Origin of the sequence: Kitasatospora atroaurantiaca (genome assembly GCF_007828955.1) — a bacterium.
GTDB lineage: Bacteria > Actinomycetota > Actinomycetes > Streptomycetales > Streptomycetaceae > Kitasatospora > Kitasatospora atroaurantiaca.
Window position 1 is genome coordinate 3,900,358 of sequence record NZ_VIVR01000001.1, and the last position, 17,513, is coordinate 3,917,870.

At 71.3% G+C, this 17,513-nt stretch carries 13 protein-coding genes; 11 read left to right on the forward strand and 2 right to left on the reverse strand.

The genetic code is table 11. The annotated features are described in order from the left end of the window. The first annotated feature begins 173 nt into the window (after window positions 1–173). From FB465_RS17970 to FB465_RS17985, 4 genes are all read left to right on the forward strand, one after another. Window positions 174–857 carry a PadR family transcriptional regulator gene (locus FB465_RS17970; RefSeq protein WP_145791925.1) on the forward strand — a complete coding sequence of 228 codons (684 nt, stop codon included), beginning with the start codon at window positions 174–176 and terminating at the stop codon, window positions 855–857. Window positions 858–980: 123 nt separating this feature from the next. After that, a complete protein-coding gene (locus tag FB465_RS17975) occupies window positions 981–2,063 on the forward strand; it encodes an inositol-3-phosphate synthase (RefSeq protein WP_035847227.1) in 1,083 nt (360 codons plus the stop codon). A gap of 217 nt (window positions 2,064–2,280) precedes the next feature. Further along, window positions 2,281–3,582: an MFS transporter gene (locus FB465_RS17980; RefSeq protein ID WP_246193239.1), complete on the forward strand. Its 1,302-nt coding sequence runs from the start codon at window positions 2,281–2,283 to the stop codon at window positions 3,580–3,582. A 36-nt stretch (window positions 3,583–3,618) separates the two neighbouring features. Beyond that, window positions 3,619–4,281, forward strand: a complete 663-nt coding sequence (locus FB465_RS17985) for an LppU/SCO3897 family protein (RefSeq protein WP_145791929.1) — start codon at window positions 3,619–3,621, stop codon at window positions 4,279–4,281. Between the two features lie 29 nt (window positions 4,282–4,310). Here FB465_RS17985 and FB465_RS17990 read toward each other — a convergent pair whose 3' ends face one another. Both FB465_RS17990 and FB465_RS17995 read right to left on the reverse strand, forming a co-directional pair. Further along, window positions 4,311–5,015 (reverse strand): restriction endonuclease, encoded by a 705-nt coding sequence (locus FB465_RS17990; RefSeq protein ID WP_145791931.1) that lies wholly within the window; start codon window positions 5,013–5,015, stop codon window positions 4,311–4,313. A 137-nt stretch (window positions 5,016–5,152) separates the two neighbouring features. Then, window positions 5,153–6,574 (reverse strand): CCA tRNA nucleotidyltransferase, encoded by a 1,422-nt coding sequence (locus tag FB465_RS17995; RefSeq protein WP_145791933.1) that lies wholly within the window; start codon window positions 6,572–6,574, stop codon window positions 5,153–5,155. A 360-nt stretch (window positions 6,575–6,934) separates the two neighbouring features. On the opposite strand from FB465_RS17995, the gene FB465_RS35860 reads away from it, so the two are divergent. The 7 genes from FB465_RS35860 to trxA all read left to right on the forward strand — a co-directional run bounded on the left by FB465_RS35860 (window position 6,935) and on the right by trxA (window position 17,399). Next, a complete protein-coding gene (locus tag FB465_RS35860; protein ID WP_170290626.1) occupies window positions 6,935–9,406 on the forward strand; it encodes a DUF6049 family protein in 2,472 nt (823 codons plus the stop codon). Between the two features lie 45 nt (window positions 9,407–9,451). Next, on the forward strand, window positions 9,452–11,701 hold the full coding sequence (murJ, locus tag FB465_RS18005; RefSeq protein WP_145791936.1) for a murein biosynthesis integral membrane protein MurJ: 2,250 nt from the start codon (window positions 9,452–9,454) through the stop codon (window positions 11,699–11,701). Window positions 11,702–11,991: 290 nt separating this feature from the next. After that, a complete protein-coding gene (locus tag FB465_RS18010) occupies window positions 11,992–14,106 on the forward strand; it encodes a protein kinase family protein (RefSeq protein ID WP_145791938.1) in 2,115 nt (704 codons plus the stop codon). Window positions 14,107–14,129: 23 nt separating this feature from the next. Continuing rightward, window positions 14,130–14,873, forward strand: a complete 744-nt coding sequence (gene sigM / locus FB465_RS18015) for an RNA polymerase sigma factor SigM (RefSeq protein WP_145791940.1) — start codon at window positions 14,130–14,132, stop codon at window positions 14,871–14,873. Then, the gene (locus FB465_RS18020) at window positions 14,870–15,742 is read left to right on the forward strand and encodes an anti-sigma factor family protein (RefSeq protein ID WP_145791942.1); all 873 of its coding nucleotides are present in this window, start codon (window positions 14,870–14,872) and stop codon (window positions 15,740–15,742) included. Before sigM ends, FB465_RS18020 begins: the two co-directional genes overlap by 4 nt. Before the next feature lie 172 nt (window positions 15,743–15,914). Beyond that, complete coding sequence (trxB, locus tag FB465_RS18025; RefSeq protein WP_145791943.1) at window positions 15,915–16,880, forward strand: thioredoxin-disulfide reductase; 966 nt, start codon at window positions 15,915–15,917, stop codon at window positions 16,878–16,880. Between the two features lie 192 nt (window positions 16,881–17,072). Continuing rightward, window positions 17,073–17,399, forward strand: a complete 327-nt coding sequence (gene trxA / locus FB465_RS18030; RefSeq protein ID WP_145791945.1) for a thioredoxin — start codon at window positions 17,073–17,075, stop codon at window positions 17,397–17,399. Window positions 17,400–17,513: the final 114 nt, after the last annotated feature.

Genomic DNA, 17,513 nt, shown 5'->3' on the forward strand with positions numbered 1-17,513 from the left:
GACGCGCTGTCGACTGAGGGGTCGTCGGAATCCTGTGATCACATTCACCCGCGTCCCCCTTGCCCGTTCCGTGACCCAGGTTTACTGTTCTCGATATATCGAGCCGATACATCGGAACGGCATAGCACCGGGGAACCCCCGGTGGGAGTCGTCGGGGAAGGAGGCGGGACGGCATGAGCAGGCGCTCAGGAGTGCTGGAGTTCGCCGTCCTCGGCCTGCTCCATGACGCCCCGATGCACGGCTACGAGCTGCGCAAGCGGCTCAACGTCCTGCTCGGCTCGTTCCGCGCCTTCTCGTACGGGACGCTCTACCCCTGTCTGAAGAGCCTGGTGGCCCAGGGTTTCCTGGTCGAGGACAACCCGGACGTCGAGTACGTCCCGGCCACCGCGCTCAACGGCAAGCGGTCGAAAATCGTCTACCGGCTGTCCGCCGAGGGCAAGCAGCGCTTCGAGGAGCTGCTCGCCGACTCGGGCCCGGACGCCTGGGAGGACGAGCACTTCGGCGTGCACTTCGCCTTCTTCGGTCAGACCGACCGAGCCGTGCGGATGCGCGTCCTCGAGGGGCGGCGCAGCCGGCTCGAGGAGCGGCTGGAGCGGATGCGCAGCTCGATCGCCCGTACCCGCGAGAGGTTCGACGACTACACGCTCGAGCTCCAGCGGCACGGTCTCGAGTCGGTGGAGCGCGAGGTCCGCTGGCTGAACGAGCTGATCGAGACCGAGCGAGCCAACCGGACGGGGCGCAACGGCGCGCCCACCGGTGAATCCAAGACTTCGGACGGCCGTGGCCAGGAGGCCGGGTCCTCGGACCCGCCGAGGCCACCGCACGACCGCCCGGGGCGCTCCGGACAGGAGCGCTGACTCCGCGTTCGCCCTGTGCGCGCGGCAGGAGTGGGCGCATCGCGCCCGTCTACAAGTCAGAACAGAAGTTGAGCGAGAACCGCCGGTGAGGCGGGCCTCATGAGATCACAGGGAGCAACCGGAATGGGTTCGGTTCGCGTAGCCATCGTGGGCGTCGGCAACTGCGCCGCGTCGCTGGTGCAGGGTGTCGAGTTCTACAAGGACGCCGACCCGGCCGGTAAGGTCCCCGGCCTGATGCACGTGCAGTTCGGCGAGTACCACGTCAAGGACGTCGAGTTCGTTGCGGCGTTCGATGTCGATGCCAAGAAGGTCGGCTTCGACCTGGCTGACGCCATCGGCGCCAGCGAGAACAACACCATCAAGATCTGCGACGTGCCGCCGACCGGCGTCACCGTGCAGCGCGGCCACACGCTCGACGGCCTCGGCAAGTACTACCTCGAGACCATCGAGCAGTCCGCCGAGGAGCCGGTCGACGTCGTGCAGGTCCTCAAGGACCGCCAGGTCGACGTGCTCGTCTGCTACCTGCCCGTCGGCTCCGAGGACGCTGCGAAGTTCTACGCGCAGTGCGCCATCGACGCCAAGGTCGCCTTCGTGAACGCCCTCCCGGTGTTCATCGCCGGCACCAAGGAGTGGGCGGACAAGTTCACCGAGGCCGGCGTGCCGATCGTCGGTGACGACATCAAGTCCCAGGTGGGCGCCACCATCACGCACCGCGTGATGGCGAAGCTCTTCGAGGACCGCGGTGTCCTGCTCGAGCGCACCATGCAGCTGAACGTCGGCGGCAACATGGACTTCAAGAACATGCTCGAGCGCGACCGCCTCGAGTCGAAGAAGATCTCGAAGACCCAGGCCGTCACCTCCCAGGTCCGCGACCGCGAGCTGGGCTCGAAGAACGTCCACATCGGCCCGTCCGACTACGTCGCGTGGCTCGACGACCGCAAGTGGGCGTACGTCCGCCTCGAGGGCCGCGCGTTCGGCAACGTCCCGCTGAACCTCGAGTACAAGCTCGAGGTCTGGGACTCCCCGAACTCGGCCGGTGTCATCATCGACGCCGTGCGCGCCGCGAAGATCGCCAAGGACCGCGGCATCGGCGGCCCGATCCTGTCGGCGTCCTCGTACTTCATGAAGTCCCCGCCGGTGCAGTACTTCGACGACGAGGCCCGCGAGAACGTGGAGAAGTTCATCCGCGGCGAGGTCGAGCGCTGAGCGTTGAGCTGATAGCTCGACAAGCGTTGAGCTGACCGCTCGACAAGCTCCTCAGGCCTCCGAGGGGTCCCGGTTCCGTACCGGGGCCCCTCGGGGCTTTTTCCGGCCGATGTTTCACGTGAAACATCGGCCGTCGACATGGCACCCTGAGCGGGTGGCTCTCACGGAGAACGGCAGTACCGCGCACGGCAGCACCCGAGTACCGCCGCGTGCCACCCTGGGCGGGTTGCTCCGCGGGCGCGACTTCCGCCGCCTGCTGACCGCCCGGATGCTCTCCCAGCTCTCCGACGGCGTCTTCCAGGTCTCGCTGGCCTCCTACGTGATCTTCTCGCCGGAGCGCCAGGCCAGCCCCGCCGACATCGCCTCGGTGCTCGCGGTCCTGCTGCTGCCGTTCTCGGTGATCGGGCCGTTCGCCGGGGTGCTGCTGGACCGCTGGCGGCGCCGCCAGGTCCTCTACCTGGGCAACCTGGCCCGCTGCGGGCTCGGTCTGGTCACCGGGGGGCTGTTGCTCGTCAACGCCCCCGTCTGGCTCTTCTTCGGTGCCGCCCTGCTGGTAACGGCGCTCAACCGCTTCATCCTGGCCGGTCTGTCTGCGGCGCTCCCCCGCGTTGTCGGCCAGGAGCAGCTGGTCACGGCCAACGCCATCTCCCCCACCCTCGGCACGGTCGCCGCCGCCTGCGGTGGTGGCCTCGGCTTCCTGGTCCACCAGGTGCTGCCGCCGGGCAACCAGGCGGATGCCGCCCTGGTGAGCGTGGCCGCCGTGCTCTACCTCAGCGCCGCACTGGCAGCCCAGCGGATGGCGCCCGGCCTGCTGGGGCCCGACCACCACCCCGAGCGCCCCGCTCTGCACCGGGCCCTCGGCGAAGCGGCGCGCGAACTGACCGACGGGGTCCGGCACCTGGTGCGGGACTGCCGCCCTGCGGTGCTCGCACTGGCCGCCGTCACGGTGACCCGGTTCTGCTACGGCGTGCTGGTCGTGGTGGTGCTGATGCTGTCGCGGTACACCTTCAACGACCCCGCCGACAGTGCGGCCGGGCTGGCCACTCTCGGCAAGGCGGTCGCCGTCTCGGCGGTGGGGTTCTTCCTGGCCGCCGTCATCAGCCCCTGGTGCACCCGCCGGCTCGGGCTCTCGGGCTGGCTGACGGTGTGTTCGGCCTCGGCAGCCGTCTTCGTACCGGCCCTGGGACTGCTCTTCACGGTCGGGCCGAGCATGGCCGCGGCGCTGCTGCTCGGGGTGGTCACCCAGGGCACCAAGATCTGCGCGGACACGCTCGTCCAGGAGTCGGTCGAGGACGACTTCCGCGGCCGGGTCTTCGCCATCTACGACGTCCTGTTCAACCTCGCCTTCGTCGCGGCGGCGGCGGTGACCGCGCTGGTCCTGCCGCTGAACGGCCGCTCGGTGCCGGTCGTGGTGGGCGTCTCGCTGGTGTACGCGCTCACCGCCGTGCTCTACGCCCGCGCCGCCCGCCGGGCACCGGAACCCACCCTGGCCGGTCCTGACGGACCGTTGACTCGATAGGGTACGGATCGCGACCACAGCTGCCCGGGGGGACTGATGAGCACACCGCCGAATCCGTACGGCCAACCCCAGTACGGATATCCGCCGAACCAGCCTCAGCCGCCCCAGCAGCCCTACGGCCAGCCTCCGGCGTACGGATACCCGGCTCCTCCTCCCCCGCCGCCGGCGTACGGCCAGCCTCCCGCGTACGGGCAGCCGCCCGCGCCCCAGCCCGGCTACGCCCAGCCTCCGGCCTACGGACAGCCCCCGGCGTACGGGCAGCAGCCCTACGGGCAACAGCAGCAGCAACCGCCGTACGGCCAGCCCCAGTACCCGCCGCCGCCCGCGCCTCCGGCCGCACCCGCCAAGCCCAAGCCGGGCTTCCGTGCGATCGCCCGGATGGTCGGCGTGGGGCTCGGCCTCGTGATGCTGCTGGTCGGCTTCCTCATGTCCGGCAGCAACCCCGCCAAGGCCAAGATCGGGGACTGCGTCGACGCCAAGGGCAGCAACAGCGTGGACAAGATCGCCTGCAGCGATCCCAAGGCCGACTACGTCGTGCTGGCGAAGATCAACGACACCAACGACACCAACCGCTGCAAGCAGACGCCCGGCACCACCTCGACGTACTGGAGCAGCACCGGCCGCCGCTACCACAAGACCAAGTACGTCCTGTGCCTCGGCCCGGTCAAGGGCGGCTCCCCGGCGGCCAAGAAGTCCTGAGCCACCGGGGGCGGCGCCCTGGCTCCCGGTCAGACCGGGAGCTCCTCCAGGCCCTCCTCGGCGCCTTCGTCCAGGGCGCGCAGCAACCGGAGCCGACGGCGGGCGACGGCCTTCTCGTCGTCGTCCAGCACGATGCGCTCCAGCCGGTCGACGCGGTCGGCCATCGCGTCCAGCTTGCGGCTGTTGCTGCCGACCTCCGCGACGAGGGAGTTGAGTACCGGGATCACCGCCGTGGCGACGACGCCCCGCACCACGTTCTCGGCGATCCGCGCCACGGCCGCGTCGATCGTCCCCTCGAGCGGCTGGACGAGGTTTTCCACAGGCTGGACCACCGGGGCGCTCCGCCCGGCCTGCTCCGCGTCCAGCAGGTGGCACCGCACCTGACGTGCGATGTCGCTGTCCCGGAGGAGCATCGCGACGTTCAGCACGGTGCGCCGGGTGAAGAGCGCGATGGACCGGGCACGGGACTGGATCCCACAGACCTCCTTCAAGGAGGCCAGTCGGCTGCCCGTGGCCACCCGGTAGCCGTTCGAGGTCAGCTCGGCCCGGTGGTCGACGACCAGCGAGTAGACGGCCTTCTCGCTCACGTCGAAGTACGCCGCCACGCTCTCGGTGGTCACGTGCACCCCGTCCGGGAGCAGCATGAGCGCCCTCACCCGGTCCAGCACCTCGACCCGCTCGGCCACCCGGGCCCGCATGGTCGGGGACTCCAGCAACACGGCTTCCACAGACATGATCACTCGCTCCTTCCGAGAGAGGAGACCGTCCCCTCCCTCGGATGGAGCAACGCCACCGTTGATCAGCCAGTCACACCTACTGCCCGGCAATACACGATCGAGCGGAAGTGCTAAAGCGACTCACGCCCCAGCCGTCACTGCTGCCCCGCCCACCACTCCTTGAGCACCGCGACCGCCGCCTCGTGCTCCATCGGCCCGTGCTCCAGACGCAACTCCAGCAGGTGCTTGTACGCCTTGCCGACCTGCGGGCCCGGCTTCAGGCCGAGCAGCTCCATGATCTGGTTGCCGTCCAGCGCCGGGCGGATGGCGTCCAGCTCCTCCTGCTCCCTGAGCTCCTCGATCCGCTTCTCCAGCGAGTCGTAGGTGCGGGACAGGGCGGCCGCCTTCTTGCGGTTGCGGGTGGTGCAGTCGGAGCGGGTCAGCTTGTGCAGACGCTCCAGCAGCGGCCCGGCATCGGTGATGTACCGGCGGACCGCGGAGTCCGTCCACTCGCCGCTGCCGTACCCGTGGAAGCGCAGGTGCAGCTCGACCAGGCGGGAGACCTCGTCGATGAGCTCCTTGGAGTACTTGAGTTCCCGCATCCGCTTGCGGGTCATCTTGGCGCCGACGACCTCGTGGTGGTGGAAGGACACCCGGCCGTCCAGCTCGAAGCGCCGGGTGCGCGGCTTGCCGATGTCGTGCAGCAGCGCGGCCAGCCGCAGGGTCAGGTCCGGGCCGTCCTGCTCCAGGGCGATGGCCTGCTCGAGGACGGTGAGCGAGTGCTCGTAGACGTCCTTGTGGCGGTGGTGCTCGTCGCTCTCCAGCCGCAGCGCGGGCAGCTCCGGCAGGACGTGGTCGGCGAGGCCGGTGTCGACCAGCAGCCGCAGTCCCTTCACCGGGTGGTCCGCGAGCAGCAGCTTGTTCAGCTCGGCCTGCACCCGCTCGGCGGAGACGATGGTGATCCGCTCGGCCATCGCGGTCATCGCCACGACCACCTCGGGGACCGGGGTGAAGTCCAGCTGAGCGGCGAAGCGCGCGGCCCGCATCATCCGCAGCGGGTCGTCGGAGAAGGACTCCTCCGGGGTCGCCGGCGTCCGCAGCACGCGCGCCTCGAGATCGTCCAGGCCGTGGTGCGGGTCGACGAAGCCGCGTCCGGGCAGGTCGACGGCCATCGCGTTGACGGTGAAGTCACGGCGGACCAGGTCCTGCTCGATGGTGTCGCCGTACGTCACCTCGGGCTTGCGCGAGGTGCGGTCGTACGCCTCGGAGCGGTACGTGGTGATCTCGATCAGGAAGCTGCCGTCGGACGTGTCCTTGCGGGCGCCCACCGTGCCGAAGGCGATACCGACGTCCCAGACCGCGTCGGCCCAGCCGCGGACCAGCTTGAGCACCTGCTCGGGGCGGGCGTCGGTGGTGAAGTCGAGGTCGTTGCCGAGCCGGCCCAGCAGCGCGTCGCGCACCGAGCCGCCGACCAGGGCCAGCCGGTGGCCGGCCGCCTGGAAGCGGCGGGCGATCTCGTCGGCGACCGGGGAGACGCGGAGCAGCTCCTGGAGGCCCAGGGCCTGCGCCTCGCTCAACCCTGGGACTGTGGCGGGGGTGGCAGTGCTGGAATGATTGGCGATGGGCTCATTGGCAGTGGACACGGCTCACAAGGGTACGTGCCCGGCCTCCCCCGGCGCCCGTCCGTTTTGCTGCGCACAGCTTCCGGCCCGCAACACTGCAAACCTGACAGCCTCGTTACCATGCCGGGGAGCACTTCTAGCTCGGCGGGGCGGGCCGCTCCGGTCCGGTGCGCTGCCCCGGTTCGGCATCGGTGCCTCGGTTCGGCGTCGGTGCCCCGGTTCGGCGCCGGCCGATGGCCGGGCCGTACGGCTGTTCATGCTGTACCTATTCATGAGCTGATCGACCAACGATCGAGAACGGCGAGGGCAAAGCGCGTGAGCGAGCCGGCACGGCACTCGGGGCTGACAGCGTTCGGACGAACCGGACGCACCGGGCGTGTGGTCAAGCGGCTCGCCGCGCTGGCGGCGGGCAGCGCCGTGCTGCTCTCGGCCGCCCCGCCCGCCCTCGCCGCCGCCCCCGGCCGTACCGGTTTCGCCGAGGCCTCGGCCGACTACCCGGCGTCGGTGGCGATCGACACCGTCACCCCGACGGTGGCCGGACAGAACGATCCCATCACGATCACGGGCCGGGTGGTCAACGCCGGCGGCGGCGAGCTCAAATCCGCTCACGCCGCGGTACGGGTCCCGCTCGGCGGCAAGTCGCTGCGCACCAGGAGCGACATCGCCCTGGTCGCGTCCCGCAACAACCCTTCCACCCAGGACGGGTCCGACCTGCAGAGCCCGCAGGCCGCCCTCGGTGACATCGGCGCCGGCCAGAGCCGCCCGTTCACCCTCCAGGTCACACCGGCGGACCTCACGATCAGCAAGGCCGGCGTGTACGAGCTCGCCGTGGACGTCTGGGGCGGCACCGCCGACAACGAGCGCATGCACGCCCTCGGCATCGCCCGTACCTTCCTGCCCTACAACGCCGAGCCGACCTCCAGGGCGACCCAGGTCGCCACCCTCTGGCCGCTCACCCACACGCCCGAGCTGGTCGCCCAGACCATGCCCGACAACGACCAGATGCCGGTGCTGCGCGACGACGGCCTGGCCGCCGAGCTGGCGCCCGAGGGGCGGCTCTACAAGCTGGTCACGATCGGCAGCACGCTGCCGGGGCTGACCTGGGTGGTCGACCCGGACCTGCTGGACACCGTGTACGCGATGACCAAGCCGTACCGGGTGCAGAAGCCGGGGACGGCCGGCGAGTCGGCGAAGGAGGAGAACACCGTCGCGGGCACCGGCAAGGACGTCGCGACGGCCTGGCTCGCCAAGCTCCGCCAGGCGGTGGCCGCCTCCGGCTCCGAGGTCGTCTCGCTGCCGTACGCCGACCCGGACATCGCTTCGATCGCCCACAACGGCGCCGACCTGAACGGTATGGACACCACTCTGCGCAAGGCCGGCACGGCCGGCCAGGTGACCGCCGAGGGCCGGCTCTCGGTGGATGTCCGGCCCGATGTCGCGTGGCCGTACCAGGGCGCCCTGGACCAGCAGATCGCGGCCACCGCGCGGACCGCGGGGGACACCCTGGTGCTGGTCGACGGCACGAGCATGCCGGAGCCGGGTTCGCTGCCCTACACCCCCAACTCGGCCCGCTCGATCGGCAACGGCCAGACCGCCGTGGTCGCGGACCACACCGTCTCCGAGCCCTTCCAGGGCGACCTGAGCACCCAGCAGGCGCAGACGGCGGCGACCCAGCGCTTCCTCGCCGAGACCAAGATGATCACCGAGCAGCGGCCCCAGGACCAGCGCAACCTGCTCGTCATGCCGCCGCGCGGGCTCACCGTCGGAACCGCCACCGCGCTGGCCGCCGCTCTCGGCGCCGCCCAGAAGGGCGCCTGGATCAACCAGGTCAAGCTCGACGCCGTCGCCACCGCCGCGCCCGACCCCGACGCGAACTCCTCGGTGCCCGGCCCGGCCGACTACCCGAACGAGCTGCGCGGCTCGGAGGTGTCCGGCTCGGCGCTCGGCGATGTGATGGGCATGCAGACCCGGCTGGACCAGCTGATGCGGATCCTCACCCAGCCGCAGCGGGTACGCGGCCCGTTCAGCGCGGCGATGGTGCGGTCGATGTCCACCGGGTGGCGCGACAAAGCGAGCGCGGGCAACGCGTACCGGGCCGGGGTGCAGGAGTACCTGGACAACCTGATCTCCGCGGTCAAGGTCCCGGCCAAGAGCGTCATCACTCTCCCAGGTGACAACGGCACCCTGCTGGTGAGCGTCAAGAACGACCTGAACCAGGCCGTCGGCAACCTGCAGCTGAGGCTCACCTCGGGCCAGCTGAACCGCCTCGACGTGGTCGGTCTGCCGGAGACGGTGGTGCTCGACGCGACCACCAGCCGCACCCTGCGCTTCCCGGCCAAGGCGCAGAGCAACGGCCCGGTGCAGATGACCGCGCAGCTCTGGACCACCGGGCCGGACCCCCAGCCGTACGGCAAGGCCGTGTCGTTCACCGTCGAGGTCACCTCGGTGACCCAGGGCGTGCTGTACGTGATCGGCGGCGGTGTGGTGCTGATCCTGCTCGCCGCGGCGCGCTTCTACCTGCAGCGCAAGAAGCGGTCCGTCGACCCGGACGACTCGGACCCGGAGGCGGACGCCGACACTGAATCCGGCTCGGACGCGCGCTCGCGCGCGGGCTCGGAGACCGACGTCGACTCCGGCTCTCACACCGCCGGGGACGCCGGCTCGGACACTACCGCGGACGCCGTGCCCGGCCCGGTCGACGCCCCCGGAACGGAGGCCGACTCGGACCCGGAGAGCGCCGCAGATGCCGAGGATCGGGTCGCCGGTGATGAGAAGGTGGGTCACTGAGGACGCCCCGCCAGGGCAGCCGATCCCGAGCATCGAAGAGGTGGCATGAGCGGGCCGCGCGAGGAGCGAGCACAGGGCAGGGGCCAGGGCCGTAGCCAGGCGGACGACCGCGCCGCCGGAGCCGCCCCCACGGGCGGTCCGCAACCCGCGGACCCCGCACCCGCCGACTGGTACGTGGCGGACACCTACGCGCAGGACCCGTACGCCGCCGACCCCTACGGCAGCTCTGCCGACCAGGACCCGTACGGCCTGCGGGCGGCGGGACCCGCCGTACCCCCTCAGCCGAACGGCCACCCGGAGGAGCAGCCGAGCGAGCACCCGGAGCCCAGCCTGACCGCCCCAGCACCCCGCTGGGCCGGCATGGGTACCGGCTCCGACGCCCCCGAGGCCCCCGGCACCGAGCGGGTGCGCGAGGGCTCGCCGTGGAACACCGAGACCACCGAGTACGTCGGCGTGGATGCCCTGCTCAGCACCCGGAAGCCGGACGAGCCGTCCGAGAAGCCGCCCTTCGTCCCGCCCATCGAGTTCGACCCGCCGCTCTCCGAGGAGGAGGCCAACCTTCAGGTGGCGGCCGTGCAGGTGCCCCCGGCGGTCTCCGTGCCGGACGAGCCCGCGCCCGCCGAGCCGGGCACCAACGGCGGGGGTGGCGCCGGCAAGGTCGCCGGCCTGCTCAACTCCAGCGCGATCATGGCCGCGGGCACCCTGGTCTCCCGGGGCACCGGCTTCCTCCGCACGATGGTGATCGCCGCCGCCATCGGCGTCGGCACCATGGGCGACTCGTACAACGCCGCCAACACCCTGCCCACCCTGCTGTACATCCTGATCGGCGGCGGCGCGCTGAACGCCGTCTTCGTGCCCCAGCTGGTCCGCAGCATGAAGCACGACGAGGACGGTGGCACGGCCTACGCCAACCGCCTGCTGACCCTGGTGATGACGGGCCTGGCCGGGGTCGCCGCGGTGGCGGTGGTCGCCGCCCCGCTGCTGGTCCAGCTGATCTCGCACTCGCTGATGCGGAACCCGGAGAGCGCCGACACCACGGTGGCACTGGCCCGGTACTGCCTGCCGACCATCTTCTTCATGGGCGTCCATGTGGTGATGGGTCAGATTCTCAACGCGCGCGGCCGTTTCGGCGCCATGATGTGGACCCCGGTCCTCAACAACATCGTGGTGATCTTCACCTTCGGGATGTACATCTGGGTCTTCGGCACCTTCGAGCACAGCGAGGTCACCCCGGAGACCGTCTCGCCCGAGGGCATCCGGCTGCTCGGCATCGGCACCCTGCTCGGCCTCTCCGTCCAGGCGCTGGCGATGATCCCGTACCTGCGGGCCTCCGGCTTCCACTTCAAGCCCCGCTTCGACTGGCGCGGCCACGGCCTCGGCAAGGCCGCCCGGCTCGCCAAGTGGACCTTCCTCTTCGTCCTCGCCAACCAGGCCGGCTACCTGGTCGTCACCCAGCTCGCCACCGCCGCCGGCGCGGCCGCAGAGTCCACCGGGCACCTGGGCGTCGGCCTCGCCGCCTACTCCAACGCCCTGCTGATCTGGCAGCTGCCGATGGCCGTGATCACCGTCTCGGTGATGAGCGCCGTCCTCCCCCGGCTCTCCCGCTCCGCCGCCGACGCCGACGCCGGAGCCGTCCGCGACGATCTCTCGTACGGGCTGCGCACCTCGGCCGTCGCGATCGTGCCCTCCGCGTTCCTCTTCCTGGCCCTCGGCCCGGTGATCGGCAGCGCGATCTACGGACTCGGCAACGGCGGCGCGGTGGCGCACGGGACGACCGCGGTCGGCTTCATGCTCTCCGCCTTCGCGCTCGGCCTGATCCCGTACTCCGTCCAGTACGTCCTGCTGCGCGGCTTCTACGCGTACGAGGACACCCGCACCCCGTTCTCCAACACCGTGTGGGTCGCGGTCTGCCAGGCGGGCACCGCGGTGATCTGCTACCTGGTCCTTCCCGCCCAGTGGGCGGTGACCGGTATGGCGCTCGGCTACGGCGCTTCCTACGCGGTGGGCGTGGCCGTGGCGGTTCCCAAGCTCAAGGCGAAGATCGGCGGGCTGGACACCAAGCGGATCGCCAAGACGTACGTCCGGCTCGCCATCGCCTCGGTGCCCGCCGCGGCGGTCGGGATCGGAGCCGCGTTGCTGGTCAACGGGCAGGTGGAAGGCTGGTCGGGCAGCGTCATCACACTGCTCGTGGCCGGCGGGCTGCAGCTGGCCGTCTTCGTGGTGATCGCCAGGAGGATGCGGATCGAGGAGCTCAACGCGATGATCGGGATGGTGCGCAGCCGGCTCGGCCGCTGAGCCGTTCTCCCTGCTGCAGACTGACCTGGCGTCAACCAGGATCCACCGATGATCTCCCGCTCCCTCAGGTGGCGGACCCCGGGCCGGAGTCGGCGATCGCCGTCGATTCCGGCCCAGCCGCAGGCAGAAGCCCTTGCCGGACACCGGCAGGCAACCAGTCGACCCGCTCAGCGGTCGTACCAGGGGAGGAAAGGTGGGCACAATTGTCCTGGCACGACTCTGCCCCGAGGGGCTGGGCCTCCTGCCGACTTTCTGGGAACCGGGGCGATACAAGGGGAGGCAGGACCACGGTGGCTGATGGCACCAAGGCAGTTGTCGACACGTCCGTGGCGGACGAGGCGGCACTGGCCATGGCACTCGGAGACATCCCGGACGACACACCGGACGACCAGCCGGGAGACGCCCTGGAGGACACTCCGGGAGATGCTCCGGGGGACACCCCTGCGGAGAACGCCACCGACGCGGAGAACGCCATGGACGTCGAGGAGGCCACGGGCGCGAAGACGGACCCGGAGGACGCCGCCGCAGCCGAGATCAAGGCCGCGAGCGACGCCGACCCCGAGACCGAGACCGAGACCGCGACCGGCACCGGCACCGACACCGACACCGACACCGACACCGAAGAGAACGTCGAAGCCGGGGAAACGGCCGACCCGGAGGAACCCGCCGAGGCGACCGCCCCGCTCTCGGCCACCGAGATCGCCGCCGAGCTGGCCGCCGGAGCCGCCGGACGCGCCGCCGCCAAGAAGTCCGCCACCCCCGAATCGGCCCCGTCCCCGGCCGCCGGCAAGACCCCGGACAAGGCTCTGGACAAGGCACTGGACAAGCTCGCCCCCGCCGACCCGGACACCGGCGCCCTCCCGGTCGTCCTGCCGGCGCCGCTCCGGCACAGCGGCGACAAGATCGCCGGCCGCTACCGCCTGGAGGAGTGCATCACCCAGGCGGAGACCTTCAGCAGCTGGCGCGCCGTCGACGAGAAGCTCCGCCGCGCCGTCGGCGTCCACCTGCTCGCAGCCGGGCACCAGCGGGCCAAGTCGGTCCTCGCCGCGGCCAAGGCCGCCGCACTGCTCGGCGACCCGCGCTTCGTGCAGGTCCTCGATGCCGTGCAGGAGGGCGAACTGGTCTACGTCATCCGCGAGTGGCTCCCCGGCGCCACCGATCTGGCGCAGCTGCTCGCCGACGGGCCCATGGAGCCCTACAACGCCTACCAGATGGCACGTCAGGTCACCGACGCCATCGCCGCCGCGCACCGCCGCGGCCAGGCCCACCTGCGCCTCACCCCCAGGTGCGTCCTGCGGACCGAGACCGGCCAGTACCGGATCAACGGCATCGCCGTCGAGGCCGCACTCCGAGGGCTCCCCGACGAGGCCGCCGCCGTTGCCGACACCCGCGCGATCGGCGCCCTGCTGTACGCGGCGCTGACGCACCGTTGGCCGTACCCCGAGGACCGGTACGACCTCCAGGGGCTGCCCAGGAGCCTCGGCTGTGTGCCCCCCGACCAGGTCAAGGCGGGCGTCCACAAGGGTCTCTCGGAGATCGCCGCACGTGCCCTGTGCGAGCACCCGCCGCACCACCAGAACCCGATCACCAGCCCCGAGCAGCTGGCCAAGGCGATCGCGCTGATGCCGAAGATCCGTCAGCCCGAGCCGCCCGCACCGCCCGCCTTCACCCCGCCCCGCTACACCCCGCCCCGGGCCGCACAGACCCGCTCCACCCACTCCCACCCCACCCAGACGCTTCCCCCCGCCCCGCTCGCCACCGAGGTCCGGCCGCGGCCGCGCCGCCGTATGCGCAGGCTGCTCAAGTGGACCGCCTCGACCGTGGCCCTGGCAGCCATCGGCGTCGCCTCCTGGCAGCTGGTCACCCACCTGAACGGCTCCAAGGACAAGGCCACCAGCCACCCCGGGACCGTTCAGACCTCCTCGGCGCCGAGCGTCGCAGTGCCCGGCCACCCGCTCACGATCGCCGGCGTCCAGCAGTTCAACGCGCTCGGGGACGGGCCGGAGCACGCCGAGGAGGCCGCCCGGGCCATCGACGGCGACCCCGCGACCGTCTGGCAGACCTCGGCGTACAACGACGACCTCGGCGGCTCCTTCAAGGAAGGCACCGGCCTCCTGGTCGACCTCGGCTCGGTGCAGCAGGTCGGCTCGGTCCATGTGCAGTTCCTCGGGAACACCAAGGTCGAACTGCGGGCCGCGCCCAAGGACGCAACCGCTCCCCCGGTCAGCAAGTCCGGACTCAACAGCCTCGGCACGGCGGTCGCCAAGAACTCGGGCACCGAGGTCGACCTCAACCCCGAGCACCCGCTGACCACGCGCTACCTCTTGATCTGGCTGACCAGCATCCCCAAGGATGGGGACGGCCGTTACCGGGGTCAGATCGCCGAGATCAAGGTCACGGGCTGACCCGACCGCGCGAGGGGGTGGACATGGCGGAGGAGCGATCGGACGCCGAGCTGATGGCCCGGCACACCGCCGGTGACCCGGAGGCCTTCGGTGTCCTCGTCCACCGCCACCGCGACCGGCTCTGGGCCGTCGCGCTCCGCACCCTGGGCGACCGCGAGGAGGCCGCCGACGCCCTGCAGGACGCGCTGGTGTCCGCGTTCCGCGCCGCCCACACCTTCCAGGGGCGGTCGGCCGTCACCACCTGGCTGCACCGGATCGTCGTCAACGCCTGCCTCGACCGGGCCCGCCGCGCCGCCGGCCGGCAGGCGGGCTCGCTGGACGAGAACCCGCAGCACCTGGACTCCGCGCTCGGCAGCGCCGAGCCGACCGAGGCCGTGGTCGTCCGGGCGGAGCTCCAGCGTGAGATCACCGCCTCCCTCGCGACCCTCCCCGTCGAGCAGCGCGCCGCGCTGGTCCTGGTCGACATGCAGGGGTACGGCGTTGCGGAGGCGGCCGAGCTGCTCGGGGTGCCGGTCGGCACCGTCAAGAGCCGCTGTGCGCGAGGCCGGGCCAAGCTGCTGCCGCTCGTACGTCACCTGCGGGCGGACGGCGGCACGTCGGTTTCACGTGAAACACCGGACGGCCGTGAAACACCGGACGGCGCTGTTTCACGTGAAACAGCACCGCCGCCCCGCGAGCCGGGGAACCCACCCGGCACCCGCGCCGTCCCAGGAGAGGGCTCCAAGCTCCCCCGTCAGGTCCTGGAAGGAGATGTGACTTCGCGATGACGTCCCGCACCCCCTCCTGGCCCACCGCCGACGGCTCGGACCCGCACCCCGGCATCGACCTGCTGGCCGACCTCTCCGAGGAGCTCACCGACCCGGCTGATCTCCCGGCCCTCCGGCAGCACCTCGCCGACTGCGCGGAGTGCGCCGACACCTACGCCGCCCTCGCCGAGGTACGGGAGCTCCTCAGCAGCACGGAGACTCCCCCGATGCCGGCCGACGTGGCCGAGCGGATCGACGCCGCCCTGGCGGTGGGGGCGGCACCCGTCGAGGCCGCCCGGTTGACCCGCAACGCCGTCTCCGCCCCGCCGAGCCGCACCACCCACTCCACCGGCCCCGGCACCCTCACCGGCAGCGGCCCCGGTCGGCGCCGACGGAGGCGTGGCCGCATCCTCCTGGGTGCGGCGGCTCTGGCCGCGACCCTCACGCTGGGCGTGCTGGTGGTCCAGCAGAGCCACCCCGGAGGCGGCGGCGACGCGACGGCCACGGCCGCCAACGGAGGCGTGGCCAAGCAGCACCCGGCCCTCGCCCAGGGCGGCCCGGTCTACCGCGAGGACCACCTCGGCGAACAGATCCGGCAACTGCTCTCCGCCGCCAAGCCCACCCCGGAGGCCCAGACCTACGGCGTCCAGCCCAGGACCGGAGACTCCAGCGCCGCCGCCCGCACCGAGGTGCCAAGCTGCCTCCCCGCCGCCACCGGCCACACCACCGAGACACCTCTCGCCGTCGGCTCCGGCCGCTACGGGACGGAGGCCGTCACCGCCCTGGTGTACCCGCTCGCGGACCAGCCCGGCCAGGTCGACGTCTACCTGGTGACCCCCGACTGCCCGGGCGCCACCGTCCTGCTTCACCGCACCGTCCCGACCCACTGACTGCCCCGTCCCACTCGCCACCTCTCCCCGCCCCTTCCCCCGGCCCACTCTGCGGGCGCCTGCTGCACGGAGGCTCGGGAATGAGCGACACTGGTGAGTCGTTGTCCCGGGCGGCGGAGCAGGACCGCCCTCCCCGCCAATGTGCGGGTCGCGATGCGAACCAGGAGATGCAGTGAGCGACGTCCGTAACGTGATCATCATCGGCTCCGGCCCCGCCGGGTACACGGCTGCGCTCTACACCGCCCGAGCCTCCCTCAAGCCTCTGGTCTTCGAGGGAGCGGTGACGGCCGGCGGTGCCCTGATGAACACCACCGAGGTCGAGAACTTCCCCGGTTTCCGGGAAGGCATCATGGGCCCCGAGCTGATGGACAACATGCGTGCCCAGGCCGAGCGGTTCGGCGCCGAGCTCGTGCCGGACGACATCGTCGCCGTCGACCTGACCGGTGACATCAAGACCGTGACCGACTCCGAGGGCACGGTCCACCGGGCCCGCGCCGTGATCGTCACCACCGGCTCGCAGCACCGCAAGCTGGGCCTGCCCCGCGAGGACGCGCTCTCGGGCCGGGGGGTCTCCTGGTGCGCCACCTGCGACGGCTTCTTCTTCCGCGACCAGGACATCGCCGTGGTCGGCGGCGGCGACACCGCGCTCGAGGAGGCGACCTTCCTCTCGCGCTTCGCCCGCAGCGTCACGGTCATCCACCGCCGCGACACCCTGCGCGCCTCCAAGGCCATGCAGGAGCGCGCCTTCGCCGACCCGAAGATCAGCTTCGCCTGGGACAGCGCGGTCGAGGAGATCCACGGCGACCCGAAGCTGACCGGGGTCACCCTCCGCGACACCACCACCGGCGAGAAGCGCGAGCTGCCCGTCACCGGCCTCTTCATCGCGATCGGCCACGACCCGCGCACCGATCTCTTCACCGGCCAGCTCGACCTGGACGCCGAGGGCTACCTCAAGGTCGAGGCGCCCTCCACCCGCACCAACATCCCGGGCGTCTTCGCGGCCGGCGATGTCGTCGACCACACCTACCGCCAGGCGATCACCGCGGCGGGCACCGGCTGCTCCGCCGCTCTGGACGCCGAGCGCTACCTGGCCTCGCTGGCCGACCTGGAGGCCCAGGCCGCCGTCGTGGCGGTCTGAGCACCAGCCCCGAACCCTCGGGGGCGGCTGTTCGCTGTTTCACGTGAAACACAGCTCGGCTGAGCCTGTTTCACGTGAAACAGCCGCCCCCGCCGAAACAGAACAGCCCTCCCGGTTGTTGTCCACCCCAAAGGTGCCGAGCCGACGAACTCGCGCCAGGTACCACCTCGTATGTGACCCTTAGGAGTTCCCGTGGCCGGCGCCACCATCACTGTGACCGACGCGACCTTCGATGCCGAGGTTCTGAAGAGCGACAAGCCCGTCCTGGTCGACTTCTGGGCCACCTGGTGCGGCCCCTGCCGCCAGGTCGCCCCGATCCTCGAGGAGATCGCCGCCGAGCACGGCGACAAGCTCACCATCGCCAAGCTGGACGTCGACGCCAACCAGCAGACCGCGGCCACCTACAACGTGATCTCGATCCCGACGCTCAACGTCTACCAGGGCGGCGAGGTCGTGAAGACCATCACCGGCGCCCGCCCGAAGGCCGCGCTGCTCCGCGAGCTCGCCGACTTCATCTAGGCATCGGCCGACGGTACGACGACTGAGGCGGGCCCCCGATCCAATCGGGGGCCCGCCTCAGTCCGTCTCTTCCCTCAGCGGTCAGATCGGCCGCAGCCTCGCCTGCGGCCGGAC